Genomic DNA, 25,902 nt, shown 5'->3' with positions numbered 1-25,902 from the left:
GTATCTCTGTCGGTTAAGCGGCATTGGTGGTCGAGTGGTCGATTTTTTCGACATCGCGTGTGTGCCTGCGTGCGCTCGTGTGCGCGTATGTATGCGAGGAATAATAAGGTCTTTATCTCTCTCCGATCCTATAGATTTCCGCGAACTATATCTCGTTGACATCCCGAACACACAGGGAAGCAAGCGTCTGAATCGAATTTAAAACATTGCGCATAACAGCACTATGCCTTACGAAGGGCAGACGGACAATAACAACGCATCGCTTGACGTCTGCCCTTATACTTTATTTCTGCAATCCGAAGTCGGCCTGTTGGGCTTCTACCTCTTGCAACAGACGGTTGCGCTCATCTTCTGAAAGTTGGCGAGAAGCTGTTTTCGTGGTAGAAACAGCGGCATTTTCACCTGATGTAGGCTGAATATCGCCCGAAAGCATGGGTAAAGGTGCTGCCACACTCGTCAGTTCAAGGTCGGCCGCGGTAGGTGCGTGAGTGCCAGGGAATGCCACTTCGGCATGAACACGTATTTTTCCAGGAGTGCGAGTGGAACGTATCAGCAGAGGAGCACTACCCCATTCTACCACACGGGGATTGGCGCCAATGGATGCATTGCCGATGACAGAGCCTTCACCCGATACGGTGAAACGGATTTGGTCTTTAGCAAGACGACGTACATGACCGAGATCGTCGGTCACTTCACATACCACAACGATAAAATCGCTGCCATCTGCCACCAGTTGACGTCCCAATGTATCTACACGAAGACGCAGTTTGGTGCTTCGACGTGAAGGCATACGATCATCACGACAAACCACCTTACCATTGACAATACCTTCTGCCACCATGTGCACACGCTGCCAGTTTTTCTGCGTATAACTCCAGTTGCGTGCCTCAAAGAAGTTCCATGCGCCTTTGAATACCACGGGTTGTGAGGGAGCATGACCAACGGAATGAACCACAGGCAATGTCCAAGAATGAACTCCATCGTAGATAGAAAGTCGCACAGAATCGCAATTGGAGAACACGGTGACGTCAGCATCAGAGAATTGCGTCATTTCATGGGCTATAAACACCTGAGGTTTCGGATCTGACACAAACGGTTGCAATGTGGCAGAAAACATCTGCAAGGCAGTTTTCGGTTGGCGGAACGCATCATAAATACCTCCCCAGTAGGGATCTGGATGATAACCGCGCTGATGGTCGAAGGGGTGCCATTGACAACCGCCGATAAACTGTCCGGTGGTATGAAACAGTTCGTCGGTGCTCTTGAAAAGACTCATCGCCTGCATCAGCATAGGTCGTTCACCCCATGACCGCGAAGCCCTGTTGAGATTGTTGTGAGCATACCAGTCGTCAACGAGTTCGCCAAACTCTCTCGTAAAGATGCACTGACGGGGTTTGTCATCCTTGAAATCATCGCCTGGCCAACCATAGACAACATCATAATGGTCTGCCACTCCTGCCGAATGAACATCGGCAGCAGCCACAGGACGACCTTCATAGGGATATTCCTCTCGTGTGATTTGCAAGGCATCGAGGGCAAATTTCTTGGGATAGCGCGTTTCGTTGAGGATGGGTTCCCACATCAGAACCGATGGATGGTTGCGGTCGCGACGGATAATCTGACGGGTATTGGCATGTACCTTCTCGTCCCACCCAGGTGTTTTATTCCAGTATTGCCATCCCGGTGTTGCCACAATGACAAAGAGACCGAGTTCGTCGCAAGCATCCATAAATGCAGGATCCTGTGGATAGTGGGCGGTGCGGATGATAGTGAAACCAGCGTCACGCAGTCTGCGAGCATCGCGCCACTGCTGAGAGTTGGGCAGTGCGTTGCCCACGTATGCAAAGTCTTGATGACGGTTGGCACCTACCAACTGGTGGTAACGACTGCCATTGAGCCAGAATCCGTCTTTGCCACGAAATTCAAATGACCGGATGCCGATGCGGGTAGTACCGCCATCCATGGGCTGACGACCTTGACGCACATAGGTGTTGACATGATAAAGGGTTGGTGACTCTGGAGTCCACAGTTTGGGACGAGCCACTTTGATGCGCTGGCAGACTGTGCGTGTCTCGCCAGGAGCCAGTCGCAACGAGGTAACGACACGTTTTCCTGTCTCCTGCAATACATTGGTCACGGTCAGCGTCACAGGCTGCTGACCAGTATTAGCCACTTCGGTATTGACACACACCACGGCTTTTTCGCTACTGATGTTCTCACAATGTACGAAAATACCGCCTCCTGCCACACGGTTTGCCTCGATGGCATCGGTGATATGCACCATACCTTTGGCTATCAGCCATACATCACGGTAGATGCCGCCATGATAGGCAAAATCGAGCGTCATCTGTGGTTTGCCTGGAGGAAAACTCTTATCGTCACTATTATCAGCCATAACAGCTACCAAAACATCATCGCCGGCAGTCAGTCCGAGCTTCGTCAGCGATATGGTAATAGGCAGATAGCCGCCTTCATGACGTTTCACTTCACGACCGTTGACATAAACCACCTGTTTGCCCATGATGGCTTCGAAATGGAGGCTGACGTCTTTACCAGCAGTTTGGGTTGGCATCACGAAGCGTTTACGATACCATGCCACACCCTGATAGTTACGGCAGCCACTGGCTTCGGCAGGCATCAACTGTACGGTATGGGGAGTGGAAACCACTTCCCAAGCGTGATCATCATAGTCAGTGCGGTTGGCTTCAGGCACATCGCCCAGATGGAAACGCCATCCGTTGTTGAAATTCCACACGGTTCTGCCACTGCCTTCGAGAGGGAACAATCCTGCAACGGATGGTACATCGGCTGCATGGAGTCCCATGACAAGCGTCACCATGAGTAATAAGGTATAAAGTCTGTTCATTGTTTATTACTTGTTTCTATGTTCTGCCCCTATCGGCCATCTGCACGAAAAAGGGGAATATGTTCGATTTTATCTTTGTTCTTACGTCTGTCGTCATGCTACATCCTGCTTCGGCGGAATGTATGGATGACCACACACCATCTGAGGCAAAGGTCAGAAATCAGTACGGAATGATGACACAGGCAAACCATCGTGCATTAAATCACCCACTGCCCAGTCGGACCATGCATAGCGTACTGCCACAGGATGGGCAACGCAGTCGGACTTCACATAAACGCGATTACGGGCTATCCACACATGGTTAGCAGGATGGAACACACTGTCGCGACCAGCCACTTCAAAGAGTTTTGAGGTGGTGCCATGTTCGAAATAAACCCATTCCTTACTCCGGTCAAACTGTACCACGGCAGTATCTCCCTGAAATTCCACTTTGCTATAAGTAGCGAAATCGGGCAATCCCTTCACGCCGTAAGTGTTTGTAAGGGCAAGCAGAGCCAGTCGTTCGCCGGCTTGTCGTTTCATGCGTGGATGAATGCCATATTCCAAACCGGCATCCATCAACACCGCCATACGGGCATGGGGTATGCGCTGCTCAGCCAAGAGTTGTTGTTCGCGCAAGAGTTGGCTACCGCTCCAATTGATGAGACTATAATCGTAGGGAGCTATCTGACAATAGTAGAATGGAAAATCGCCTTGCTTCCAGTCGGCACGCCATCCTCGTACCATGGTTTCCAACAGTGAGGCATAGTAGTCGTAACGGGGCACATTATCCTCACCTTGATACCAAATAGCACCACGCATGGCATAACCGATAAGGGGACGAAGCTGTCCATTATATAAAGCGGTGGGGCAACGCTGCTTCAACCGATTCACATCCTTCTCATCACGAGGGAGTGTCACCTTTGGAAATGCCTTCAACCAGTCGGCTGCCATCCATGCTTCACAAGCAGAACCACCCCAGGCGGTGACGATGAGTCCTACGGGAACATCAAGTTGCTGACGCAGCGCACGTCCGAAATAATAGGCGGTGGCAGAGAAATTGCGCACGCTCTCACTGTTGGCCTCGCTCCATTCGCCTTCTACATCGGTTTGTGGAGTGATTGCAGCATGGCGTTTGACGGTGAAAAGGCGCATTTTTGTATCTTTACAGCGCAAGAGTTCTTCGGTTGTTCCCTCTACAGGCTGCATCTTGAAACCTTTCATGGGCATCTCCATATTCGACTGTCCGCTACAAATCCATACCTCACCAACGAGCACATTGCTAAGCATGGTCTTTTCACCGTCGTCGATAGAGATGGTGAAAGGGCCTCCTGCTGTGGGAGTTGTGATGGTGATAGAGAAACTGCCGTCGGCATTAACACGGCTTTTCCATTTACCATGAGTCCATGAAGCAGTAACGACCAAAGGGGCACCAGGTGTCGCTGTGCCCCAAAGCCGACATTCAGTTTGCTGCTGAAGCACCATGCCATCGGCAAAAAAGCGAGGCATCACGACCTTGGCTTGCACCAAGGTGCAGAGACACAAAAGCGGAAGGGATAGTAGAAGTCTTTTCATTATTGTTGTTTTGTTGCTTTAGTAATACGGATAATGGGTTGGGCAAGGAGACCTGCAGGCAATAGGCTGTCGCCCTTGGTGCGGTATCGGGCATTGGTCCAAATGCCATCAAACGGGGCTTTGCCTGCATCAGCACCACGCAAAGCATTATGCCAAGTGTTGGTAACGGCGATGCGCAACGTATTGTTGCCACGATGCACAGCATTGGTAATATCTACCTCGTAAGGGGATGTCCATACAATGCCACAGTCGGTTTCGTTGACCCAAATCTGCGCCACATCTCTAACATCAGGCAACGAGAGATAATAGCGTTGTCCCTTTTTTACCTTGATTTTGAAGTTTGTGGTATAAGTAGCACGACCACTATAATAGCGGATACTATCGTTGGATGACGCTGTCCAATCAGCAAGTGGTTGCTGCTGGAGACTGACACCATTGTTGTGGAAGTGGATATCCCATGGTGCTGTGGTGAGCACATGGTGTTGAAGCGTTGTTTCGGGCGCATTTCCTTGTGACTCATCTGTAAATATAACAAATGCCGAACCATAGGCTGACAAGGTTAACATCAGTTCGGTTCTTCCGTTGGAATGGCGGAAAACTGGTTGTTCCTGCTTCCCATCGATAGGATAATAGATATGAGGAACACCTTTAGTGGTGCGCAGCGATATGGTCATGGTGCGTGCGCTGTCCAGCTGATTGGCAAGGAAATATATCTCTGTATTGCCATCACGACGATGGTTGAATGCCACTCCTTCGGGCAATAAGGCATCAGGGCCGATGACATCGAGGGTGTCTTGGCAATAAGGTGTGCGGATGATGCGCACGCCTTGACTTTCGAGTTCAGCAATGCGACGCTTGGAGGCATCGGAGACGAATGAGCCTTGTGGCACGACGAGCGCCTTATAATCAAACCTTCCATTCTGCAATCCGTCAGGATTCATCGAGTCGTAGCAGTAGCCATGAAGGGCATTGACCCAATTCTTGAGGTCTATGATACCTGCAGAATGGCGCACTCCAACGGGACTTTCTTCCATGGGTTGCCCCTCATTGGCAAGGCGCCGTGCCTCATCAGCTATGCGGTCGGTACCAAAAAGACCGGGCAACATGGGCACAAGACGGTCGGGAGTAAGTGATCGAGACGGCATTTCGTCACCAGTAAATACGGCAATATCTACTACGGGAACACCACGTTGAAGCCATTCTTGGCATCGGGTGATGTAATCGACCATACCCTTGGCCTCACGAAACCAAGTTTGGTCACGTTGGAAGAAAAGTCCGATTCCATCGAGAGTCATACCGGGGCGGCGGTCCATCCATGGGTTGTGGGTGTTGACATGAAAGAACAGTCTATTCATGCCCAATGCCAAATTGCGATCAAGCAATGGTTTGATCATGGCTGGAGTTTCATTCCAAACACCACGAATCTCGGTAAATCCCTCTGCCTGAACGATGGTTTTGCCATAAACATGCGCTCCACTGATGGCATCAAGCATATCGTTGGGTTTGTCGTGTGTGGGAGAATTGAGCCAAAACTCACCCATCGGAAAATCCACATAGCGGTAGTGGGTCAGTCCATCGCTAATCATAGTGGGGGCAACACTCTCTGAGGAGAGACTCACCCCATATTGACGGGCCTTACGGGCTGCCGTGGCAAAGAACACATCGTTGATGAGATGGTCAATGGTGGTACGGATGTCACGCAACACGCGATCATCTCCTGGCATCGGAATGCCTGCATAAACGGGAAGGAAAGGTAAAAGGTCGTAACCACAACGCCGCTGAAACTCATCAGCAAACGACGCTGACCAGTTTTGCGACCCACATTCCCAAGAGTCAATATGCATATAGCGCACTACGTTGGAATGGGGTCTTTTCATAAACTGTCCAAACCAACTATCAATTTGTTTCTCTACTGTTTTCTGTGTGAATTTATCACACTCCAGTCCCTTACCTCCACCTGCAGTGGCATTGGTGTGACCTGTAGCGGTATGGCCAAAACGAACAATACGCCATATTCCATTGCCCAACGGATGTCTGGGGCTACCATACTTGTCGAGCATCACCACTTCTGGAAAATCTGTCGAAGGACTGTTGTTGGTGGCTATGCGCCACACACTACCATTCTTGGCTTCATACTGATCGATGACAGCATCGGCTCCCAAACGGATATCACGTATTTTCAACGTAGGTGCCCATTTAGCAGCATCAAGATCTTCACTACCGGGTTCGGTGCCTACAGGCGTCCAATAACAACGAAAATATCGGGCTGTGGTGGCAGGAAGACTATAGGTATAGTTCTGATCGGTATTCTGCCATCCTTGTCGGGGAGGTGTCAATTGGCGTACCAACTGATAGGTTACACCATCCGTACTGGCTTCAATACGCAATCGCTGCGCCTGCACATTGTTGCCACTGGGCACGATATGGATACTTCGTACTTGTTGCGGAGCATCGAAAGAAAACTCGATAAAACCGGGTGTTTTCGCACGAAACACTCCCTTTTCATCGCGTTTGATCGTTCCGCCTTCATGGGGTTGGGGCAATGGTGATGCCACACGAACGGCAAAAGCGGCAATATCACGATAGAAACCCAAATGGCCGGGATGAGCTTGGGGCAAGGCAAATGTGGAATGACGTCGGTCGATATGTGCGATGGTGTCGGTCCATACCACCTGTTGCATCGATTCTTCAGGACTAATCCAAGGACCGCCTGCCAAGGCAAAGCCATCGCAGATATGCACACCCATCTGCATCTGTAGTGAATCACTCTGCTCCATGGCATAGTCAACCATCTGCCAGAAGGTGGGTGTGAGTTGCTGGGCAGTGCCTTGATAGTCGGGCCGTTCACCCACACCACGTATGGGCATGAGGTAACAGCCTTCCAATCCCACATCTTTCATGGCTTGAAGATCTGCCTTGATGGCTTGTTTGCTTACTGCACCGTACATCCAATACCAGAATGTCCAGGGGCGCGACGAGGCATGTGCTTGCATGCCAAGTGTCAAAAGGGCAATGCTGATGAGATATTTCTTCATTCGAACGAGAGTATTGCGGTGATGGAATCTGAACCTTCTGCCCAATAGGGTTGTGCAGAAGGACCATTGAGATCGGTGGTATTAACCTTGTTGCGCACAGCAGGAATGGCTCTCAAGAGCGAAACACCAGTTTCTGGCAAGGTATAGAGCAAGTGGTCACGGCCATCACGTGGCTGGTAAATACCTACATAGGCATTAGGCTGACGGATGCCGATAACGCCCTCTTTTGTTTCAAGTTGCATCCAGTTGACGGTAGAGAAATAACCTTTAAACTCAGGATATTCGAAGGTTTCACCAGGAATGGGATCATTATAGGCAGTGGTCCAATAGCCATATTGTGGGCCATCGAGGCGATTTTGCCATACACGATAAGGGCCATTGCCCACCCAGCGTTTGCCTTTCACCTGCTGTTCTGGATAATCGAAAGTAATACCCAACAGATCTACCACACCATTGAAATACCAATGGGCGGTCAGTCTCACACTACCATCGGCCATAAAGGTCCATTCCACTTGACTTAGAGAACCATGTCTGTAGGTAGCAACGAGTGTGGAATCATTCCATGAAAAACCATCGAAAGTACCTTGATCAGCATAAGTGATATAGTCGGTTTTCTTCTTAAATGCCTCTTTATCATCATGGTTATAGAAGCCATCATCGGAACGGTCGCTACGTTTGGCTGCTACGAAACGGGGACCATTAGCAAAGGAAATGATACGATTTGCCACCGTAACAGACTGAAGACAACCGTTTTTCTTCGAGAACGTATAGTGGCGACCACCCACGGCAACAGTGGTTGTAGTGTCGGTCTCATGCGGTTGGAGCTGTTGAGCTACGACAGGTTTATCAGCAATGAACTCCTCTGCGAAGCGCCAGGTATAGATTTCCTCACCTTGCGGATTACATACTGTCACGAGGAGTGTGCCTTCTGACTGTTGGGGTAAAGTAATATATCCCTCGCCATGAGGATTGATATCGGGTGAAGGCAATGAGCCTTGTGCCAATACCTTAGTGGCTGATTCCCCGTAGCGAGGCATTACCACATACTGATAGGTAAAACAGCAATCCTTCAGCGAAGTAAAATCATAATGGTTTGCCACTTTCAATCGGTTGCCCTCCCTACTGATTTGTACGGGAGACCATATTTCGCGGATAGTATAATAAGAGCCTTCTTTCTCCATATGGGGACCTACAATGCCATCGGAGGCAAAGTTACCCATACAATCGACAAGCCCATTCATATCGGTACGCACCACACCTTGATCCATCAAATCCCATAGAAAACCGCCAGCACAACGTGGATTGGACATCATGAGGTGCCAGTAGTCTTTCAGTCCAGCTCCATGTCCGCCATCATAGAGGCCATGAAGAAATTCGGTAGGCATGAAGATTTCTTTCTGTCTCATGTATTCTGCCGTTTCACCCCACGAACGGTAATGTTTGGTTTCAAAGCCATTGCGATTGGCCCAAGGATAGAGCACCACACGCTGTTGAAGGTCGAAACGATGGAAAACAGGTTCGAGGTCGTAGTTAAACCCGCCTTCATTGCCATTACTCCAAAAGATGATAGAAGGATGATTGCAGTCACGAGTGACCATTTCTTCCGCTAGTTGCGACCCAACAATAGTGCCGTGTGCCCAATGCCAACCAGGAAGTTCACACTCTACATAGAGTCCGAGCGAGTCACAAGCATCAAGAAATTCAGGGTCTGCAGGATAATGAGACAAGCGTACTGCATTCATATTCATTGACTTGATAAGCTTGACGTCTTCTATATTTTTGGCTTTTGACAGGGTGCGACCGGTTTCTGGACGGAAAGAATGACGGTTGACGCCCTTGAATATAACTTTCTTGCCATTGATAAACACGCCATCTTCGGCATCGCCATTATAAGTATGGCGGTATTCAATGGTGCGGAAACCAAACTTCTGACGTTCCACATGAAGCAAACGGCCACCACTATCACGCAAAGAGAATACTGCTGTATAGCGATAAGGTTGTTCGGCATTCCACAAGCGGGGATGGCTGACCATGAAATCTATCAGGGTATGGTCACTACCAACAGCAAATCTGTTACTATGGGCAATGGTTTTACCACCCTCATCAACAATTTCCACTCCTACTGTAGAACCGGGAACAGCACGGTTCAGATTGACTTCTGCTCGCATACGACCATCAGCTTTCGCATCTATGGCTATTCGCTGGATGTTGAGAGCTGGTTTCGCCACGATGAAGACAGGGCGCCAAATACCGCCGAAATTCCAATAATCGGCACGACGTTCAGCAAGATTCACTTGTGGATCAGCACTCTCCTTTGACACTTCCACCTCAAGGCGATTAGCCTTTTTGCCGAAGAAAACACGGTCAGAAACATCAAACTGAAAACGGGTAAAACCGCCTTGATGCAGTCCAGAACCAGCTTTACGCCCATTGATGGTCACTCGCGCATCGGTAAAGACAGCTTCAAAGGTAAGCAGAATCTGTCTGCCCCGCCATGCTTCAGGCAATTGGAAGGTAGTACGATAATGTCCTTTCTCATCAGCAATGCCTTCGGGAGTTGCCTTGCCATAAAAGCGCATACCATATTGGTAAGTACCAAAACCTTGCAGTTCCCAGCACGACGGCACTCCAATCTTAGTCCATTGTCCGCTGTTGTGACCATCAGTACACCGGAAATCCCACTGCACCATATCGTCAGCACCGTGCCCGGAGAGATACTGTCGTTCGGTTTCTACCGACGGTTGAGCCTGAGTTGCAAGGATAACCATGCAAGCCAGAGCAGAAAAAATCAGTCGTTTCATGTCGTTATTTATTTTATAATAAGGACGCACGAGTACACGTTATGTCATCATCTATACACAGCATACTTGGACTATCCTAAGGGCATAGGACAAGATAGAATAGTAGTAAGAGGCAAATTAAAAAAGCACATGTAAGAACTGCATGACAAATACGCTATCGAGACTTCTTTCCCAAAGAAAGAAAAATTCGCTCTTTCAATCTAGCAGTTTCCTCACTGCTGAGGAATGAACAATCATCAAGATGCATCAAAATATCGCATGCGGTGAGAAATGCATGATGGGCACGATAGGGCGCAGTAATATAGGTTTCCCATCGGGAAACCATCGATGTGTCGCGGTCGAGTACGTAGCGGATGAAATCATCATCACACAAAAACTCATCAACCTGGGTATAATAGTGCTTTTTCACGTACCTCGTCTTTTTCTAATGACGTATAGGCACATCTGTTGTCATCACTGAATAGTCTGTAAGACACCTGCTGATTCGCGCAATTTCAACATACCACGGTGCATCAAGTTACGTACTGAATGGTAGTTCATCTGCATACGCTCACACACCTCAGGATATTTACGACCTTCCAAATAGTAAAGGGTGATGGCTTCACGCTGTCGCGGTGTGAGACATTGCATCAATGCTGCCACTTGTTGAAATTGCATCTGTTCGTCTTCGATCAATAAGTATCCTTGTTCCACATCGCAGTCAGCTGCTCGTCCTGCATAACACTCTACTTCATTGTCGCTGCAAAATGACTGATGACGAAAGGCGTCAAGGAGACGGTTCTTCATAGAGATGACCAGATAAGAGGCAAAATTCTTAATATCTGTCTGCTCGCTTCGTTTACTATATACCTTAAGGAAAACTTCCTGAATGCAATCTTTCAGCAACTCTTCATTATGTGTCATGCGCAATCCATAAGTATATAAAGGTTGTACATACATTTCGTACAACTCGGCAAAGGCTGCATCGCTGCCCTTGCTGAATTCGGTGAGGAGCGTCTGAGTACGCGCTCTTTGCGTTTCTGTAGTCATCGTTGTTAGGTAGTATATGTGTGTAGTAGTTTGTTTGTTTTCTGATGACAAAGTTAAGAAGAATTGATTTATATCAACCGAAAAAACAAATAAGAAAATGGGAAAAATCGTGAAATACCGATTTTTCCCATTATTTAAGTCATTTTTTACGAATCCAGTATATACCTCGTTCGGTAAACTCTATTTGCCGTCGTACCATTCCTTTCTCGGTGATATCGCCAGTTTTCGCATCTATCTGCATATATTTATAGGTAGAAGAACTGGCAAGCGGCAGACTCAATGGTGTACTGGTTGTCTTATATACCACATAGCCACAATCACCTTGCAACAGGTAGTTGTCGTCAATTTTCTGCGGTTTCATCGAGGTTATGTCACGCAAAAACATCTTATCATTCACCAGAACATTAGCACATGAACCACCTGCCATCAAAGCTGCCCAGCCCATTTCAGGATACTTTTGGGCGGAATAGATGACTGCTTTATCAGGATAGCTGGTGCGATATTCCGCTACGGCACGATACACGTCATCAAAACGCACACTACCACCACGGATTTTACGCATATACTGGCGTGGTGCCATATTCATACCACCCGGCGGTGCATATTGTCCTTTTTGATGGTTGTACCATTGTTCGATGTCGATGATATCGACAATTTTTGAGCGTATAGGATCGTTCAGAATACTATCCTGCACATCCTTTGTGACAGCCAGTGCCACCAAAGTGCGACCATTTTCCGTTTCCCATTCAGCAACCACATCGAGCCAGAAGCGCACAAATGGCAGGGGGCCGGTAAATTCCTCACCAATGGAATGTACCACATTAGGCTGTCCTTTGAAAGCATCAAGCATCTGACGGATATATTGCCGATGAAGCGGACGGAGGCTTTCGTTGGTAGTATCGTAGAAAAGTTGAGCGGTGAAGATACGCTTGTCACCTGTAAAATTGACTGGTTCCAAGAATGGTGTATGGTTCACATTATTGGCTGTACGCCATGGACAATCAACCCAATGGGCACCAGCCTCCAAGATATTGTGCTGAAAATAGTGTTGGTTTTTGAGTAGCATACCTATGTCTTGCGATTTTTCAGCAAACTGACGAAGACGATAGAAATACCACAGATTAGGTTTGGTCAAATCGTAGAGCGACAATCCATCCCATGCTGTACCTTGTCCGCTACGGGCAAAAGGCTGTTCAAAGAACGGTGCCCATACGTCACCATTCTTACGACGGATGCGTTCATGGTCATCGCGTCGGCGGTCAGTCCATAGACCATAGTTTTGGCTGAATATTACTGTGTGCGATTTTTTCATGGTTTCTACCACACTATCCACACGGTCGGTGAGACCAGTACCTTCTTCGCCAGGTACGAAACGAGTGAGTGCAGCTTTGGCTTTAGGCAGGAAACTACTTATCGTGCGACCAGACCACCAAGGCGTTTGATGCTTCTGCCCAACCAATACAGCACCATTTTTGGTAATCCAACCATTGATTAGGGCATAGACGGACGGATTCTGTACCGATGGTTTCGGAGATTTACAGACCAAAGGTTTAATCGGTGTAATGTCTGCTTCAAAATGTGCGGAATCAATCCAAGCCTCCATCGTAGTACGTGGCAACAGGGCTTCTGCCGACATTTTCATCGCCACTTCCATAGTAGGCGAACTGCTTGCAGTAGTATTTCGCTCCAACACACGGCATCGTTTATCTATCTCATCCCGATCGGTAGTTAGGCGTTTCAATAATTGGTCACGATACGCACTATAGGGTTTGACATGTTCGTTCATCTTGGAATACTCACCATTGCCTACTATCTGTCCCCAACAACCAATTGAATAATTGCGATTCAGCGTATCAGGTGAATAGCAGAACAAACCTGCAGCCGTACACTGCCAAAGCGTGCTATTGGCGGTATTCCAGCCTGCACCAAACTTCTCCAACTCCAGATTACGGAACAAAAGATCGTTGCCATCAATGTTGACAAGGTCAAACAACAGACCTGGCGCCATGGAAGAGATACTGCCACTGGGACCATACGATTGCCAACTGTCACACTGTACAAAAGCATTAGGACCAGGAGCAGTATGTCCGGCAGCATAGTCGTTGATGCCATATTCGGAATAACAACGCTGAAAGAGTGTTTTTTCGCCCAATACTAAATAGGTGCGACGACGTAAACCACCAATCTCTGACACAGGAGCCAATGACTTGCAGTCTTCAACAGTGACCTGAGAAGCGCTGCGACCTACGACAACCGAAGAACCTGCAAAATGTCGGAAGGTGACCATACGTACCCAGCAATTCTCAGCATCAGTAATTGATACGCCATCCCAACAGTGGTTTTCATCTTTCGGCAAGGTGCGGTCGTAATCAGATTCAAGTGTAAGATTCTCTACGCCGCAACGTTCAAGGAGCCCTGGTTGGGTATAGGCAACAGCCTTAGCCCCGCCCCACCGTTGTTCTATCGAGAGGGTTACGGGAGCGTCGAGCGCCAGTGTATTGCCCTTATACGACATGATACGGCGATTCCAACGCAGATCAATATCCCCAGGATGCCATGCCCAATACCCCATCCGCTGGCCTCCGCCAAACGATTCGCAACCGAGTGAGCGAATCCAATCTGCAGTAGAAGGCCGCCATACAAGGAGTCGGGTGCCAGTAGTCCATGTTTTGGGTAATGACTTAACACCTATGGATAGAGCGCCAGCAGGCGTATTTTCCACATCAACAGTATCTCCATAGATGCGCTGGGGCTGTCCTTCGATATAGAGTAGCGCTCCCCTGTCGTATCCTGTCTTGCGCAGAATGGTGCGGTCGCGACCACTTCCACGAAGCACCACGCCACTGGTTCTTATACGTAATGGAGTGGCAAGGTTAAAGACACCGTCTCCCAACAATACCGCACCACGGACACCCAATCGAGCATCGGGGTTCTGCCGACTTACCATGTCAATGGCCTGTTGAATCAACGGAGCATCATCACCACCTGTAGGTTGCACATAGACCTTCACGGCAGCATCAGGAATCGGCTGTTCCGAACGTTCATACCCACAATACGAGTAATCCATCGGCAACACTTGGGCTGCCGATGGAATTACCATAAGTAGGAAAAGGAGTTGTAAGAATCCCTTTTTCATCATTTTTCTGTTTTCTTTTGTTGTTCTATGCGTTTGTACCATGCCTCACGTTCAGCTTTCAGATTATATCCTCTTGCTGTGAGCCAATTGTTAATGCGCCCTTTGTATTTGCCAAACCAACCATGCTTCTTATTAGAATTTTCGGCATCCATGGCAAATTCGCGTGCCTCTTTCAACCATGCCAGAATCTGTGTTTTCTCTTCATCCTTGAGTGATGGTATCATTTCAAGGTGTGCCTGATATGTTTTGGGCACCACGCCATAGGTCATTCCATCTTTCACCGCCTCTACCTGACTATCGTTAAGATAGAGCGAAAGAGTTGCTGTAAACTCGAAATGATGCTTGTAGAGTTCTGCATCTCGACTGCGTTCTGCACATTCTATAATATGCTGACGCTGCTTGGAATCAGCCACCGAGTCTTTGGCAAAGCGTTTTTGCTGTGCACAAGTCTCGTGGATATCGTTGAGCAGGAAGTAACGGTTAGCTATGATATGGCATACATTCTCAGCCTGTTGGGCATCGGCGAGCTTAAGACCATTCACTATTTTCTGCGATCGTGCCTTGATAGTCTCCACATATTGCGCATCGCGGCCTTCGCTCTTCAGCGCCACTTGAGCTATTGCCGAAATAGCAGAGAAGAACAGAAAGCATACGATAGTTGCACATTTTATCATGGTTTTCATCATTGTCAATACCTTGTATTACATCAGTTTACCCTTGGCAGCAAGTGTATCGTAGTTGTTGTTGAGATTACGCCAATCCACTTTGCTCTTGGGATCGATGCCATTGATGTACTTTTCTATATTGGTGTATCCATCGCCATTGCAGTCGTCGTTAGCGTCAGAAGGATCGTTAGGATTCAATCCGTTGGCAATTTCCCACTCATCAGGCATACCGTCGCCATCGGTATCTACCCATGGTGTCCAAGCCTTATATTCAGGATAGCCACCCATCTGACGGGGATCAGTAATGACACCTTGTTTGTAACTGTCCTGCTGAAGACGACGATGTTTGAAGAATCCCTGTTCGTTTTTCGACTTATCGTGTAGTCCCCACATGTCGCCATAGGGATTGTCTTTTACTTTCTTCTCATACTTCTCCACGAAGTATGCCTGTCCGGTACGCACCTCATCACAGATACGCTGATCGACGATATCACGTGAGGGAATAGTAGCTCCAGCATTTGACAATACCCAGTCGAAGGCTTTCTCTGCACCCATGATGTTGACAAATGGCATTTCGAAAGGTTCGTTGCTACGCATCAGAGCGAGTTCTGTAGCATCAATATCACCATCCTTGTCGGCAGTCTGTATGCCACCATTCCAGTTGTTGCGCGTCACTTCATCATATCCTTCCATGATATTGCCGGTAGCATACACACGTCCAAACTGCTTAAAGGGGAAGAGATTGACGCTACGGCTCTCCGATTTTACAATGCGGTGGCCCACTGGTGAGTTTTTCGGAGTGAGAGGACCTGGTTTATAATAGTTGTTGATGAAGTTGGACATGGTAGTAAACTCACCTCCATCAGCAGTACGGTGTACCCAGTTATAAACCACGTTGTTGACGAAGTTGAACACACCGCCCCATCCTATACTTGGGTTACGTCCAGTATTATCTGCCCAAAGGTTGCGCATAAATGTGGCATTTTCGCCACCGATGGTAGAACCAAAAGCATGGTTCCATGTATCAAGTGCTTTAGCAGAGATGGTGTTCTGAATGGTAACATTAACTGTAGGCACCTTTCGTTTGGGTTTTCCATCCTTCATGTCAAACATGTGGCGATAGAATGAAATATTCTCATCCAGTCCCCATTCACATGAACAGTGGTCGATCATAATATTGCCCACAGGGTTTCCACCGAAGGAATCCTCGCGATGCCATACCAGAGTTTCACCTCTACGGAAGCGCATGTGGCGCACGATAACATCGTGGGTATCCACCTGAAACGACTCGCCAGCAATAATCACACCTTCACCGGGAGCAGTCTGTCCGGCAATAGTGATATATGGCGCACGTACAAAGATGGGGGATTTCAGACGGATGATGCCCGATACGTTGAATACAACGATGCGTGCACCGCCCTGTTCACATGCCCAACGGAACGATCCGGGACCATCGTCATTGAGATTGGTGACAGTCAATACCTTTCCGCCACGGCCACCAAAGGTGTACATACCGCCTCCCTCAGCTCCGGGGAAAGCGGGGATTTTTGCCTGACGAAGGTCGTATGGACGCGAAGCCCAAGGCACATAGGGTTTTCCTTCCTGTGCCTCTTTCACCACGATGGGGAATGCTACTGCCCAAGCTGAGTCGCTATGGGCTTGCCACTTATTCTCCAAAGAGTCAATCAGTTTTTTTGCTTCCTGTGTGATCTGTGGATACTGGGCTTTAGCTGTTGCAGGAAACAGCAGAGTGGCTGCCATTGCAGCCATCAAAACAGAGTGTTTCATTGTTTCTTATGTAGATTTTATTGTAGTTGGCTGTGGTATTCGACTATAATAATGACGAAAGGTTTAAAGAAATGTACCTATTTATCACAGGATTTTTTTCTGAGGAGATGGGCGGGGGCTGATGGGCTGAGGTTTCTATAGGGAATAGGTTTTCTAGAAAACTTAGCCCGCTCCTCAAAAAAAGGAATCCCTTGCACCGATGATGCAAGGGATTCCTTTTGATATGTTTGTTTCAGATTATTCAGCAGTCAGCGGGTCAAACGTACCCATCGCACCACCGTTATTAGCGTCTTCCCATCCAATGGTTTGGGGCAAACCGATATTCTTTTCTGAGATAGCCGACGAGAAGCCAAGGAAGTAGTACTTCGCACGGAAGTTGGTATAGAGATCCACCTTTGTCGACTCACCATTGGTCTCACGGGCGTCGCCCTTCTTCAGTTTGCGCACGAGGTTGTCGCCATACCATGACTTCAGCGTCTCCAACTGGTCGGTCAGGTCTTTGCGCAAGTCAACGCCAGCAGGACGCGTCACGCCAGCCTTCACCAGAGGATCCGAGTCATAGGTGGTCTTGCCGACGCCATACTTATCAGCAGTACGGAACTCCATGTTCTCACGACGCTGACCGTTGAAAGGCTTGAAGCCGAGCCATGTGCAGGTATTACCACCCCATCCTTTCAGCACCTTGGCACCGATAGAGGCGAAGTTTGCACCACCATCGAAGAGCAACCAGCGACGCATGTCGTCGAAGCGCTTACCCTCATAGGCAAACTCCACCTGGCGCTCATAGAGGATTTCGCTCATGCAAGTGGCCTGATCGCCTGGCAGATCATAGGCGGGAACGCCAGCACGCTGACGCACCTGATTGACATAGCCCACAGCATCGTTCAACTGACCGGCACCACAAGCCACCTCAGCGAGGTTGAGCAGCACCTCAGCATAGCGCAGTTCGATGAGCTGTGCTGCTGAATGGAAGGGCGCGCCATTGCCAGACTGTGTAGGATTGTAGGTGTAGAGAGCAGAAGGATTGACATCGAGGTCATCACTCTTTTTGCGCACGTAGATGCCCTGACGGCTAGCGAGCAAGTTGTCGGCACCATAAGAGTTGCCACTTTCAGCATTGCCCTGATCGTCGAGCGTGGTGTACCACACATAGTTCCAAAGCACATAGTTCTTGCCATCCGATGGGTTGTTGGCATTGGCAGACGAAGCATCGCCATTATAGGCCCAGCGGAAACCAGGCATAGCGAAGGTGCGATAGAAACGTGGGTCGCGGTCCATGAATGGATAGTTGGCATCGTAAGTATACTTGGAAGTAGGCAGTTTGGTATAGGTTTCCATGCCCTCAGGAATCTTACCATCAGCCATGGGGAACATATCTACGAGCATAGCCGAAGCATTCTTGCCCGAGCCACAAGTATTCTTAGGACGGATGCCGTTCTCCCAGTTGTTATTCTTCTGGTTGTCGGCACCTGTGCCCTTGATGTTGTTGTGGAGTGTCACAAAGACAGCTTCAGGGTTTTGTCCTACCTGAGTGAACTGAGCGGCGAAGTCGCTACCATTCACGTTGTTGGCGGTTTGATAGAGGCCATAGCCACAAGCATTGATCTTGGCGAGGTCGGCCTTCATCTCGGTGTAGGCATTGGTCCAACGGCTTTCATCGTTGTCGCGGTTGAAGAGCGGACTTGCCCAAAGCAGCAGCACGCGGCCTTTCAGGGCTAGAGCCGTACCCGTGGTGACGCGTCCCCAGTTGTCTGAGTCCCATCCGCCATTGGTAGTCTTAGCCTCAAGCAGTTCAGCCGACTGCTTCAAGTCTTCAAGGATGAAGTTGATGCTGGCCTCAGCCGAAGAACGATTGGTGAACGAAGTCTCCACGGGATCGAGTGGTTCGGTCACGAGGGGCACGCCACCATACCATTTCACGAGGTTGTAGTAGCACCAGGCACGGAGGAAGTAAGCCTGTCCGAGCATGATATTCTTATTATCCTCGCTGAGTGTGCACTCTTTGATGTTTTTGATAAAGTCGTTGATATTGCGAATACGACCATAGCAGAGTTCCTGGATATTGCCGTCCGAACCCTTGAAATAGTCGGGTACGCTGGTACCCGTAGTTGTCGACGATAGTTCGTTTTGCGGGTCAACGAATGCGCCGAAGCCGCTATATTCCTCTGTAGATTTGGCAGCGTCGTCGGCATTGCCGCATGAGGGGTACTTCCAAGAGATGTTGCTCACCTGTGGCAACGACCAAGCATAGAGGTCATTGAGGCGGCCGTTGGCACCCTCGATATAGTTATATACGTCCTTGTTGACATTGTCGTAGTTCTTCTTTTCCTCAAGGAACGAGTCGCTACAAGCCGAGAAAGCAGCCACTGTCAACAGACCGAAACTGAAATATTTAATTGTTTTTTTCATATTCTTATACTATTATATATAATGTGTCCCAATAATGAATTAGAACGAGAGGTTGACACCAACAGTCCACTTGCGGAGGTTAGGATAGCTGCCGTAAGTGCCTGCCATAGGATTCATAAACTTATCAGGATAGGGGTTGTAGAAGTTGAGCACGTTCTGACCCGTCACGTTGACACGGATGTTGTTGATACCAAATTTCTTGTAGAGGCTTGAAGGAATGGTATAAGCCAAGGTCAGACGGTTGAGGGCCACACGTGCAGCACTCACTCTCCAGAACGAAGAGGTCACGGCATTCACATTGCTATAAGCCAGGTTAGGATACTGTGCGTCGCGGTTGGCTTCCATCAGCAGATTTCCGCTTCCATCATAGATATCCTGATATACAAACATGTTGTCGGGATTCCAGAACGACGGCATGTTGCAGTATTCCAGGCTACCGTTGGGTTTCAGAGCAGCCGAAGGCACTACGGTGTAGCCACCCCAGCTTGCGCCAAACTGAGCGGTGAGCGAGATGCCCTTCCATTCAGCGCCGGCATTGATGGTGAATCCATAAGGGTTGGTGCGGTTGGAGAGTTGCACCTGATCGAGCTCCTCGTCCACGTTGTGGTCGGGACCAGCATAAGTGCCGTTCTCTTGCAATGCGCCACGCACATCCTTATAGATCAGCATACCTGGGCGAACCTGTTCTTTGGTCATGCCCATATAGGTGCCATAGCTGCCGTCTTCCTTCTTCATATACATGTCGAAGTATTCGTTGATGTCCTGGAATGAACGGAACATGCCAATGCACTGCATACCCCAGAGTCCCATGTCGGTGCGATGTCCCTTGGTAATTTGGCGATACAGTGAGTTGCCAGTCACCCAGTCCATCACGAGGACCTCATTGTCGCGATAGCCAGTGTTGAGACCAATGCGATATTTGAAGTCCTTGCCAATCTTGTCACGCCAGTTGACGCTGAGCTCCCATCCCCAGCTGTTCATCTCGCCGAGGTTGACAGCGGCACTCTGAGTACCAACGGTAGAAGGCACGCTCTGCTTGATGTTCATCAGCATTTCGCGGTTCTTCTCATTGTAGTATTCAGCCGAAACGGCGAGTCGCTTGTTGAGCACCTGGAAGTCAACACCGATGTTGGTCTTGTAGGACTTGTCCCAATGCACGTCGCGGTTGACGGCCGAGTTGTTTTTATTGATGGTGATACGGCTACCCGAATCGATGTTCGCACCCGTACCGAAGATGATACCCTTGTTGGCATCCTGTGCATAGACCTGCATCCACTGCCAAGCAGCGGTGTTGTCACGACCGGTCATACCCCAGCTGGCACGCAGTTTGAGGAAGTCAACCCAAGATGCAGCTTTCTGGAACCATTTCTCTTCGCTGATTACCCAACCTGCTGATACTGCAGGGAATGTTCCCCAATAGTTTTCTGGAGCAAATTTAGTAGAAGCGTCAGAGCGGAGCAAGAATTCGAAGAGGTATTTATCTGCATAAGCGTAGTTGATACGTCCGATGTACGACATCGTACCGCTCTCACTGCGGGTGAACACCGTGGTGCGTTCGCCGCTAGCCGAGTTATACTGACCTGTGGTGAAGGGATAAGGAGTCTGACGCTGACCTTCGAGGTATTCACTCTCGGCCTCCGACTTCTCAATGGCGAAGAGCGCGTTGACATGATGCTGTCCGAAGTCACGCGCATAGGTTGCGGTGAAGTTCATCTGATAGTTGTCGGTGCGTGTCATGGTGCGGTAGAGCATATCGCCGTTGGCCCTTTCGAGAGCCACGAAGTTGCTATTGGCGAGATAGTCGAAGCCCTCTTCATCGCCAGATGTTGGTGTATAGAGGTGCTGACCGCTACCATAGCGTTGGTTCATCTTATAGAGTGTGAAGTGAGAACCATACTGGTTGTTCTTCGTGTTGTTGATACTCTTCGAGTAAGAGAACTTCAGTTTCAGTCCTTTGAGGATGTTGCTCCATCCGAAGTCGTAGGTGATGCCAGCGTTGATGTTCATGTTGTTGCTCATCGAACGGCTGTAGTCGCCATTGTTCTGCAGCACCGAGAAGTTGTAGTTCTGGTTTTGGTTCACCTCCGAGTTGCTGACTCCATAGGCAGCCATAGGCATGCCGTTGACATATTCGGGAATATATCCTGGGTGAGTGAGCAGCAGGTTATAGTCTTTCTCATTGCCCGAACCGCCCACTTTCACGAGTGGTGTATTCTTTTTACCATAGTCGCCGCTGATGGTCAGATTGGCACCGAGCCACTTGCTGACCTTCACGTCGATGCCGGCGCGATAGTTCCAGCGGTTGTAGTCGAGGCGTCCGAGGTTACCGTCCTGTGTGAAGTAAGAAATACCTCCAAAGTAACTGACACGCTCCGTGGCACCGCTGATATTGGCAGAATGCTTCTGCGTGAATCCTGTCTCCCAGTTGTCGCCCAGCAAATCATAATTGAGATTCTTCATAGCCTCGAGCTCATCCTTCTGAAAGAGTGCGGTGGTCTTGTTGAGCGAAGTGTTGGTGGGGTCGGCGGCAGCCACTGCATTGTAGAGACGACCATAGTTATAGGTGCTCAGCATTTTGGGGCGAGCCACCTCATCGGTAAAACCGAAGGTTCCGCTATAGCTGATGGTTGGTTTGCCAATCTTACCCTTTTTGGTGGTCACGAGGATTACACCATTGGCAGCACGTGCACCATAAACGGCGGCAGAAGCGTCTTTCAATACAGAGATGCTCTCCACTTCAGAGGGATCGAGGTTATTGAATGCCTCAGCACCGAGGTTTTGGGTGCTGTTGCCAATCTTGATATCGTTGGGATATACATAACCATCGATAACGAAGAGAGGCTCCTGTGCGCTGACGCCCACGGAACCGAGTGAGTTGGTACCACGTATCTTAATGGTGGCGCGCTCGCCTGGACGGGCATCACCGCCACTAACCGACATACCATTAACCAGTCCGCTCAGTGTAGAAGCCAGTCCGCCTGCAGCAATATCCTGCACGTCGTTCATATCTACTGTGGCTACTGATCCGGTGAGGTGTGCTTTCTTCTGTGCACCATAACCTACTACTACCACTTCGTCAAGACTTTGGCGGTCTTCCTGCAGGGAGATCTTTCCTCCGGGCAATACGGTCTGTGGCAGATAGCCGATATAAGAGATGACAACCTTTTGTCCTTTCTGCACATTGATTTTATAAGTACCGTTGACGTCGGTGACCGTACCAGTCTTGGTGCCCGACACCATAACGGATGCGCCGATGACGGGTTCGCCGTTTTCATCGACCACGCTACCCGTAACGGTCTGGTTCTGGGCCATGACTGGTGCGGCAGCAAAAGCCATCATCGTACCCAGACATATTCTTGCAATAAACTTTCTCATACTGTGTTCAGTTATATTTTTTGGTCGTTAATGGATTAGTTCTTCCAACGTGGGTCGCCAATAGTACTTGAGATAGCACCTGTGGCTTTGAAATTGATACCGTAGTTGGGCTGTGTGAAGTCGAGTTCTTTCTTGGTCTCAGCGACATCGATACCGATTTCTTCTTCTGTTGCATACTTGCCTTTGTCGGTGCCATCAACTGAGTTGGCAATGCCCTGAATGGTGTTCAGCTCCTGATGGAAGGTCTTGGTGCAGTTGCCCTGAATGAACTTTTGCAGACGGAAACAGTCGTAGAAGATATTGTTATCGAAGGTGATAACATACTCCTTGCGGTTAGGAGTGTTGTTACCAAACTCTTTCTTGTCATAAACGCGCACGAAGGTATTGTCCATCATGGTGCAGCTACCGTCGGCTGTGGGGAATGCACGATCCAAGTCTTTGTTATTGAAACGGAACATGCGGTTCTTGCTGTTGCTTACAATGTTGTAGATGGTGCTCTCCTTGATGGTGATACTCTTGATGCCACCATACCAGAATGAGCCACCGCTTGGAGCCTTGAAGCCGTTAGAGAATCCGCAGATGATGGCACCGTTGGAGTTCTTCATACCATCGTTGTTCAACTGAACCACGCAATTCATCACGCGCACATCGGCGATACCCCATGAGCACTCGCCCACTGAAAAGAGTCCGTCACATACGTTTTTGAAGGCGCAATCCTGGATGACGATAGGATCTTGCAGGATATAGACATCGGCTGGTTTGCCACCGTTCTTACCGGCACCCACCTTCTGGGCTTCGGCTGAACATGATGCAGGAGGCTCTGGTGACATCTCGATGACACCACCCTTACGATTGATGGCGCTACAGTCGAATTTAATAAACTTCACTTTAAGCTGTGCTGAAGTGAAGATGGCAGCTTTCTCGCCCATCACCACAGTGGCATGGTCGAGTTTGTTACCGCGCAAAGTCATCTTGTTGGTTTTGAAATCTACTGCGGTGTTGCAGGTGTATTGACCGCCTGCTTCCAACTCGAAGGCCTGTTCGTTTTCGCTGTCCTGCATATTGGCAGCAACGAATTCGGCAATATCCTGACCGGCAGGAATAGTGATGGCAGGCACCAGTGTGCTGTACTTCACTGCCTCAGGAGCATCGGCCTCGGTATTGTTCAATCGGGTGTTGCCCATGGTGTGGACCTTCACCTCGTAGTTGGTGTCCTCTGCTTTGGGGAATGTGAACGATGTTCCATCTACAGTACCCTTAGCGAGTTCTACTGGCTTTGTGGGGTCGTCCACATTGTAAGCCTCATACTCGTAGCCACCGGCACCAGCCACGGTTTCCCATTTCACAATGACGCTCTCACTTCCGTCGGAATTGACCTGCGAACCGAAGGTCAGTTCTGGGTTTTTGAGCTTGCTGTTGGTAACAGAGCTAACGAACTGCTCTTCTGTGAAACCGTCTTCTGCACATGAGGCAAGCATCAGCGCACCAGCACCTACGAGGGCTATGGCACACATCTTACCTGATGTAAAGATTCGATTTTTGTTCATAGAATAAATCATTTTGTTAGTAATTAGTTTTTATTTATTGTCTCTTTTTTCTTGAAACAGTCTCTTGAGGTATGCCACATTGGTGGAGAAGTTATACTTCACGTCTCTGACACGACTTACATCGCGACTGCGCTCCACTACGAGCCATCCGCTCCACCCCATGCGGTCGAGGGTGCGTTTCACTGCGGGCATATCGATTCGCGTATCGCGGTCGAGGGTGACGCTGTCGGTCAGCGAGGCATGGATCTGGGCGATGCGGCGTCGGCCCAGTATGCGCAATTCTGTCGATGGGTCGAGCCCTTGGTCAACGGCATCTTGAAGATTGAAGTAGGCTTTCACGCCCTTGCTATCAACATCGGCAAGCATCCGCTTGGTGTGGCGGGCATCCATTCCTGTGCGCAGCGCGATAGTTTTGCCTTCGCGGCGTGCCATCTCTCCGGCTTCGTGCAGACGTGCAACAAGTGTGTTATAGGGTTCGCCTGTCATCGTCTGCCACTCGCGGCCAGTGCCTCCCAATGGCAGGAATGCCACCTTGGCACCCATCACGTCCATGGTTTTCAGACAGTCTGCTACGAGGTCGCGCCAGTTGTCGCGCGTTATCAGACTCTGTGCAAAGAATCCAGACATGGCTACCGATGGCACTTCGATACCAAGTGAATCGGCTGTATGACGGAAGAGTTGCTGGAAATGACGATCACGGAGTTTGTTGTCAAATTGCGGTCGTTTGCCTAATGGCCCCATATCCATCTCGATACCATCAGCGCCAATGGTTTTAGCAAGCTGAAACTCTCCTAACTTTTGTCGTTTCAGCATCATCCAGTCGCATGCAGCCACACGATATTTCTGTGCAAATGCCGTTGTGACATTTGTCATTATCATGAAGGCTACACATATCATCATGTGTAAGGTGGTTGCTTTAAATTTCATTTTAGGTTGTACAAACTATATAGTATTTCAGTATAATGACGCACCATTGCACGGTTTGTCATCATAAACACTAAAAAAAAATTTCTTTGTTTTTGCTTCACAGTTTTTTTTATTTAGCTTATCTCTATAATATTATAATATAATGTACGCGCACACATGCGCACGCACGCGTGCCTTTAAAATTTTCGACCACTCGGCCACCATTCTACAATATAACGCACGCTTACAGGCACTTACACCGGGTGGTCGATTCCTAAAAATCGGGAAATTCGACCACCATTCGACCACCGTTCGACCACTGACCAACAATCACTTTGTTTTCATTTCGACATTGCCAACACTTTTGCCAAACGTTTGAAAACACCTTTGGCAACATTGGAAAATACCTTTGTCGAACATTAGACAATACTTTTATCAAACGTTGAAAACACCTTTATCAAACGTTGAAAACACTTTTATCAAACGTTGGATAACACTTTTATCAAACGTTGGATAATACCTTTATCAAACGTTGGATAATACCTTTATCAAACGTTGGATAATACTTTTATCAAACGTGCAACACCCTTATGATAAAATTGTTCATAACTCTCACAACCACAATAAAAATATACAAAAAAACATCAAATAATGGGTTGCACATCAATATAAAAAAAACAATAGCGATGCCACATGCCACACATATCAACGAGCAAAAAAGCACCATGCCTAATAAGGATTAGAAAGAGGAAATACAAAATTGAAAAAAGGCATTAGCACACAAAAACATG

Annotated in this window: 13 protein-coding genes; all 13 read right to left on the bottom strand. The window is 48.7% G+C overall.

Annotation, left to right across the window (positions count from 1 at the left end):
* Positions 1–283: 283 nt before the first annotated feature.
* The 13 genes from CIK93_RS09490 to CIK93_RS09435 all read right to left on the bottom strand — a co-directional run bounded on the left by CIK93_RS09490 (position 284) and on the right by CIK93_RS09435 (position 25,132).
* A complete protein-coding gene (locus tag CIK93_RS09490; protein ID WP_094447201.1) occupies positions 284–2,866 on the bottom strand; it encodes a glycoside hydrolase family 2 TIM barrel-domain containing protein in 2,583 nt (860 codons plus the stop codon).
* A gap of 153 nt (positions 2,867–3,019) precedes the next feature.
* On the bottom strand, positions 3,020–4,420 hold the full coding sequence (locus tag CIK93_RS09485; RefSeq protein ID WP_094447200.1) for a sialate O-acetylesterase: 1,401 nt from the start codon (positions 4,418–4,420) through the stop codon (positions 3,020–3,022).
* Positions 4,420–7,455: a glycosyl hydrolase gene (locus tag CIK93_RS09480; RefSeq protein ID WP_094447199.1), complete on the bottom strand. Its 3,036-nt coding sequence runs from the start codon at positions 7,453–7,455 to the stop codon at positions 4,420–4,422. Before CIK93_RS09480 ends, CIK93_RS09485 begins: the two co-directional genes overlap by 1 nt.
* The gene (locus CIK93_RS09475; RefSeq protein WP_094447198.1) at positions 7,452–10,256 is read right to left on the bottom strand and encodes a glycoside hydrolase family 2 TIM barrel-domain containing protein; all 2,805 of its coding nucleotides are present in this window, start codon (positions 10,254–10,256) and stop codon (positions 7,452–7,454) included. The genes CIK93_RS09480 and CIK93_RS09475 overlap by 4 nt, the downstream gene beginning before the upstream one ends.
* A 154-nt stretch (positions 10,257–10,410) precedes the next feature.
* Positions 10,411–10,665, bottom strand: coding sequence for a hypothetical protein (locus CIK93_RS13485; RefSeq protein WP_094439902.1), 255 nt, complete (start codon positions 10,663–10,665; stop codon positions 10,411–10,413).
* 44 nt (positions 10,666–10,709) lie between these two features.
* Positions 10,710–11,285, bottom strand: coding sequence for an RNA polymerase sigma factor (locus tag CIK93_RS09470; protein ID WP_094434718.1), 576 nt, complete (start codon positions 11,283–11,285; stop codon positions 10,710–10,712).
* Between the two features lie 139 nt (positions 11,286–11,424).
* Positions 11,425–14,424, bottom strand: a complete 3,000-nt coding sequence (locus tag CIK93_RS09465; protein WP_254046778.1) for a DUF6298 domain-containing protein — start codon at positions 14,422–14,424, stop codon at positions 11,425–11,427.
* Positions 14,421–15,095, bottom strand: coding sequence for a DUF3826 domain-containing protein (locus tag CIK93_RS09460; protein WP_094447283.1), 675 nt, complete (start codon positions 15,093–15,095; stop codon positions 14,421–14,423). Before CIK93_RS09460 ends, CIK93_RS09465 begins: the two co-directional genes overlap by 4 nt.
* A gap of 27 nt (positions 15,096–15,122) precedes the next feature.
* The gene (locus tag CIK93_RS09455; protein WP_094447197.1) at positions 15,123–16,874 is read right to left on the bottom strand and encodes a polysaccharide lyase; all 1,752 of its coding nucleotides are present in this window, start codon (positions 16,872–16,874) and stop codon (positions 15,123–15,125) included.
* A gap of 237 nt (positions 16,875–17,111) precedes the next feature.
* Positions 17,112–19,283: a RagB/SusD family nutrient uptake outer membrane protein gene (locus tag CIK93_RS09450; RefSeq protein WP_094447196.1), complete on the bottom strand. Its 2,172-nt coding sequence runs from the start codon at positions 19,281–19,283 to the stop codon at positions 17,112–17,114.
* A 39-nt stretch (positions 19,284–19,322) separates the two neighbouring features.
* Positions 19,323–22,658: a TonB-dependent receptor gene (locus tag CIK93_RS09445; protein ID WP_254046777.1), complete on the bottom strand. Its 3,336-nt coding sequence runs from the start codon at positions 22,656–22,658 to the stop codon at positions 19,323–19,325.
* A 35-nt stretch (positions 22,659–22,693) separates the two neighbouring features.
* Positions 22,694–24,205 carry a DUF4992 family lipoprotein gene (locus tag CIK93_RS09440; RefSeq protein ID WP_158215507.1) on the bottom strand — a complete coding sequence of 504 codons (1,512 nt, stop codon included), beginning with the start codon at positions 24,203–24,205 and terminating at the stop codon, positions 22,694–22,696.
* 30 nt (positions 24,206–24,235) lie between these two features.
* A complete protein-coding gene (locus tag CIK93_RS09435; RefSeq protein WP_094447193.1) occupies positions 24,236–25,132 on the bottom strand; it encodes a sugar phosphate isomerase/epimerase family protein in 897 nt (298 codons plus the stop codon).
* Positions 25,133–25,902: the final 770 nt, after the last annotated feature.

Source organism: Prevotella sp. P3-92 (genome assembly GCF_002251205.1).
In the GTDB taxonomy this organism is placed as follows: domain Bacteria; phylum Bacteroidota; class Bacteroidia; order Bacteroidales; family Bacteroidaceae; genus Prevotella.
This window is presented reverse-complemented; position numbering and strand designations above follow the sequence as displayed.

Excerpts from the sequence above, each read along its gene's own strand:
- CIK93_RS09490 (WP_094447201.1), bottom strand. The coding sequence starts at position 2,866 with ATGAACAGACTTTATACCTTATTACTCATGGTGACGCTTGTCATGGGA.
- CIK93_RS09485 (WP_094447200.1), bottom strand. The coding sequence starts at position 4,420 with ATGAAAAGACTTCTACTATCCCTTCCGCTTTTGTGTCTCTGCACCTTG.
- CIK93_RS09480 (WP_094447199.1), bottom strand. The coding sequence starts at position 7,455 with ATGAAGAAATATCTCATCAGCATTGCCCTTTTGACACTTGGCATGCAA.
- CIK93_RS09475 (WP_094447198.1), bottom strand. The coding sequence starts at position 10,256 with ATGAAACGACTGATTTTTTCTGCTCTGGCTTGCATGGTTATCCTTGCA.
- CIK93_RS09470 (WP_094434718.1), bottom strand. The coding sequence starts at position 11,285 with ATGACTACAGAAACGCAAAGAGCGCGTACTCAGACGCTCCTCACCGAA.
- CIK93_RS09465 (WP_254046778.1), bottom strand. The coding sequence starts at position 14,424 with ATGATGAAAAAGGGATTCTTACAACTCCTTTTCCTACTTATGGTAATT.
- CIK93_RS09460 (WP_094447283.1), bottom strand. The coding sequence starts at position 15,095 with ATGATAAAATGTGCAACTATCGTATGCTTTCTGTTCTTCTCTGCTATT.
- CIK93_RS09455 (WP_094447197.1), bottom strand. The coding sequence starts at position 16,874 with ATGAAACACTCTGTTTTGATGGCTGCAATGGCAGCCACTCTGCTGTTT.
- CIK93_RS09450 (WP_094447196.1), bottom strand. The coding sequence starts at position 19,283 with ATGAAAAAAACAATTAAATATTTCAGTTTCGGTCTGTTGACAGTGGCT.
- CIK93_RS09445 (WP_254046777.1), bottom strand. The coding sequence starts at position 22,658 with ATGAGAAAGTTTATTGCAAGAATATGTCTGGGTACGATGATGGCTTTT.
- CIK93_RS09440 (WP_158215507.1), bottom strand. The coding sequence starts at position 24,205 with ATGAACAAAAATCGAATCTTTACATCAGGTAAGATGTGTGCCATAGCC.
- CIK93_RS09435 (WP_094447193.1), bottom strand. The coding sequence starts at position 25,132 with ATGAAATTTAAAGCAACCACCTTACACATGATGATATGTGTAGCCTTC.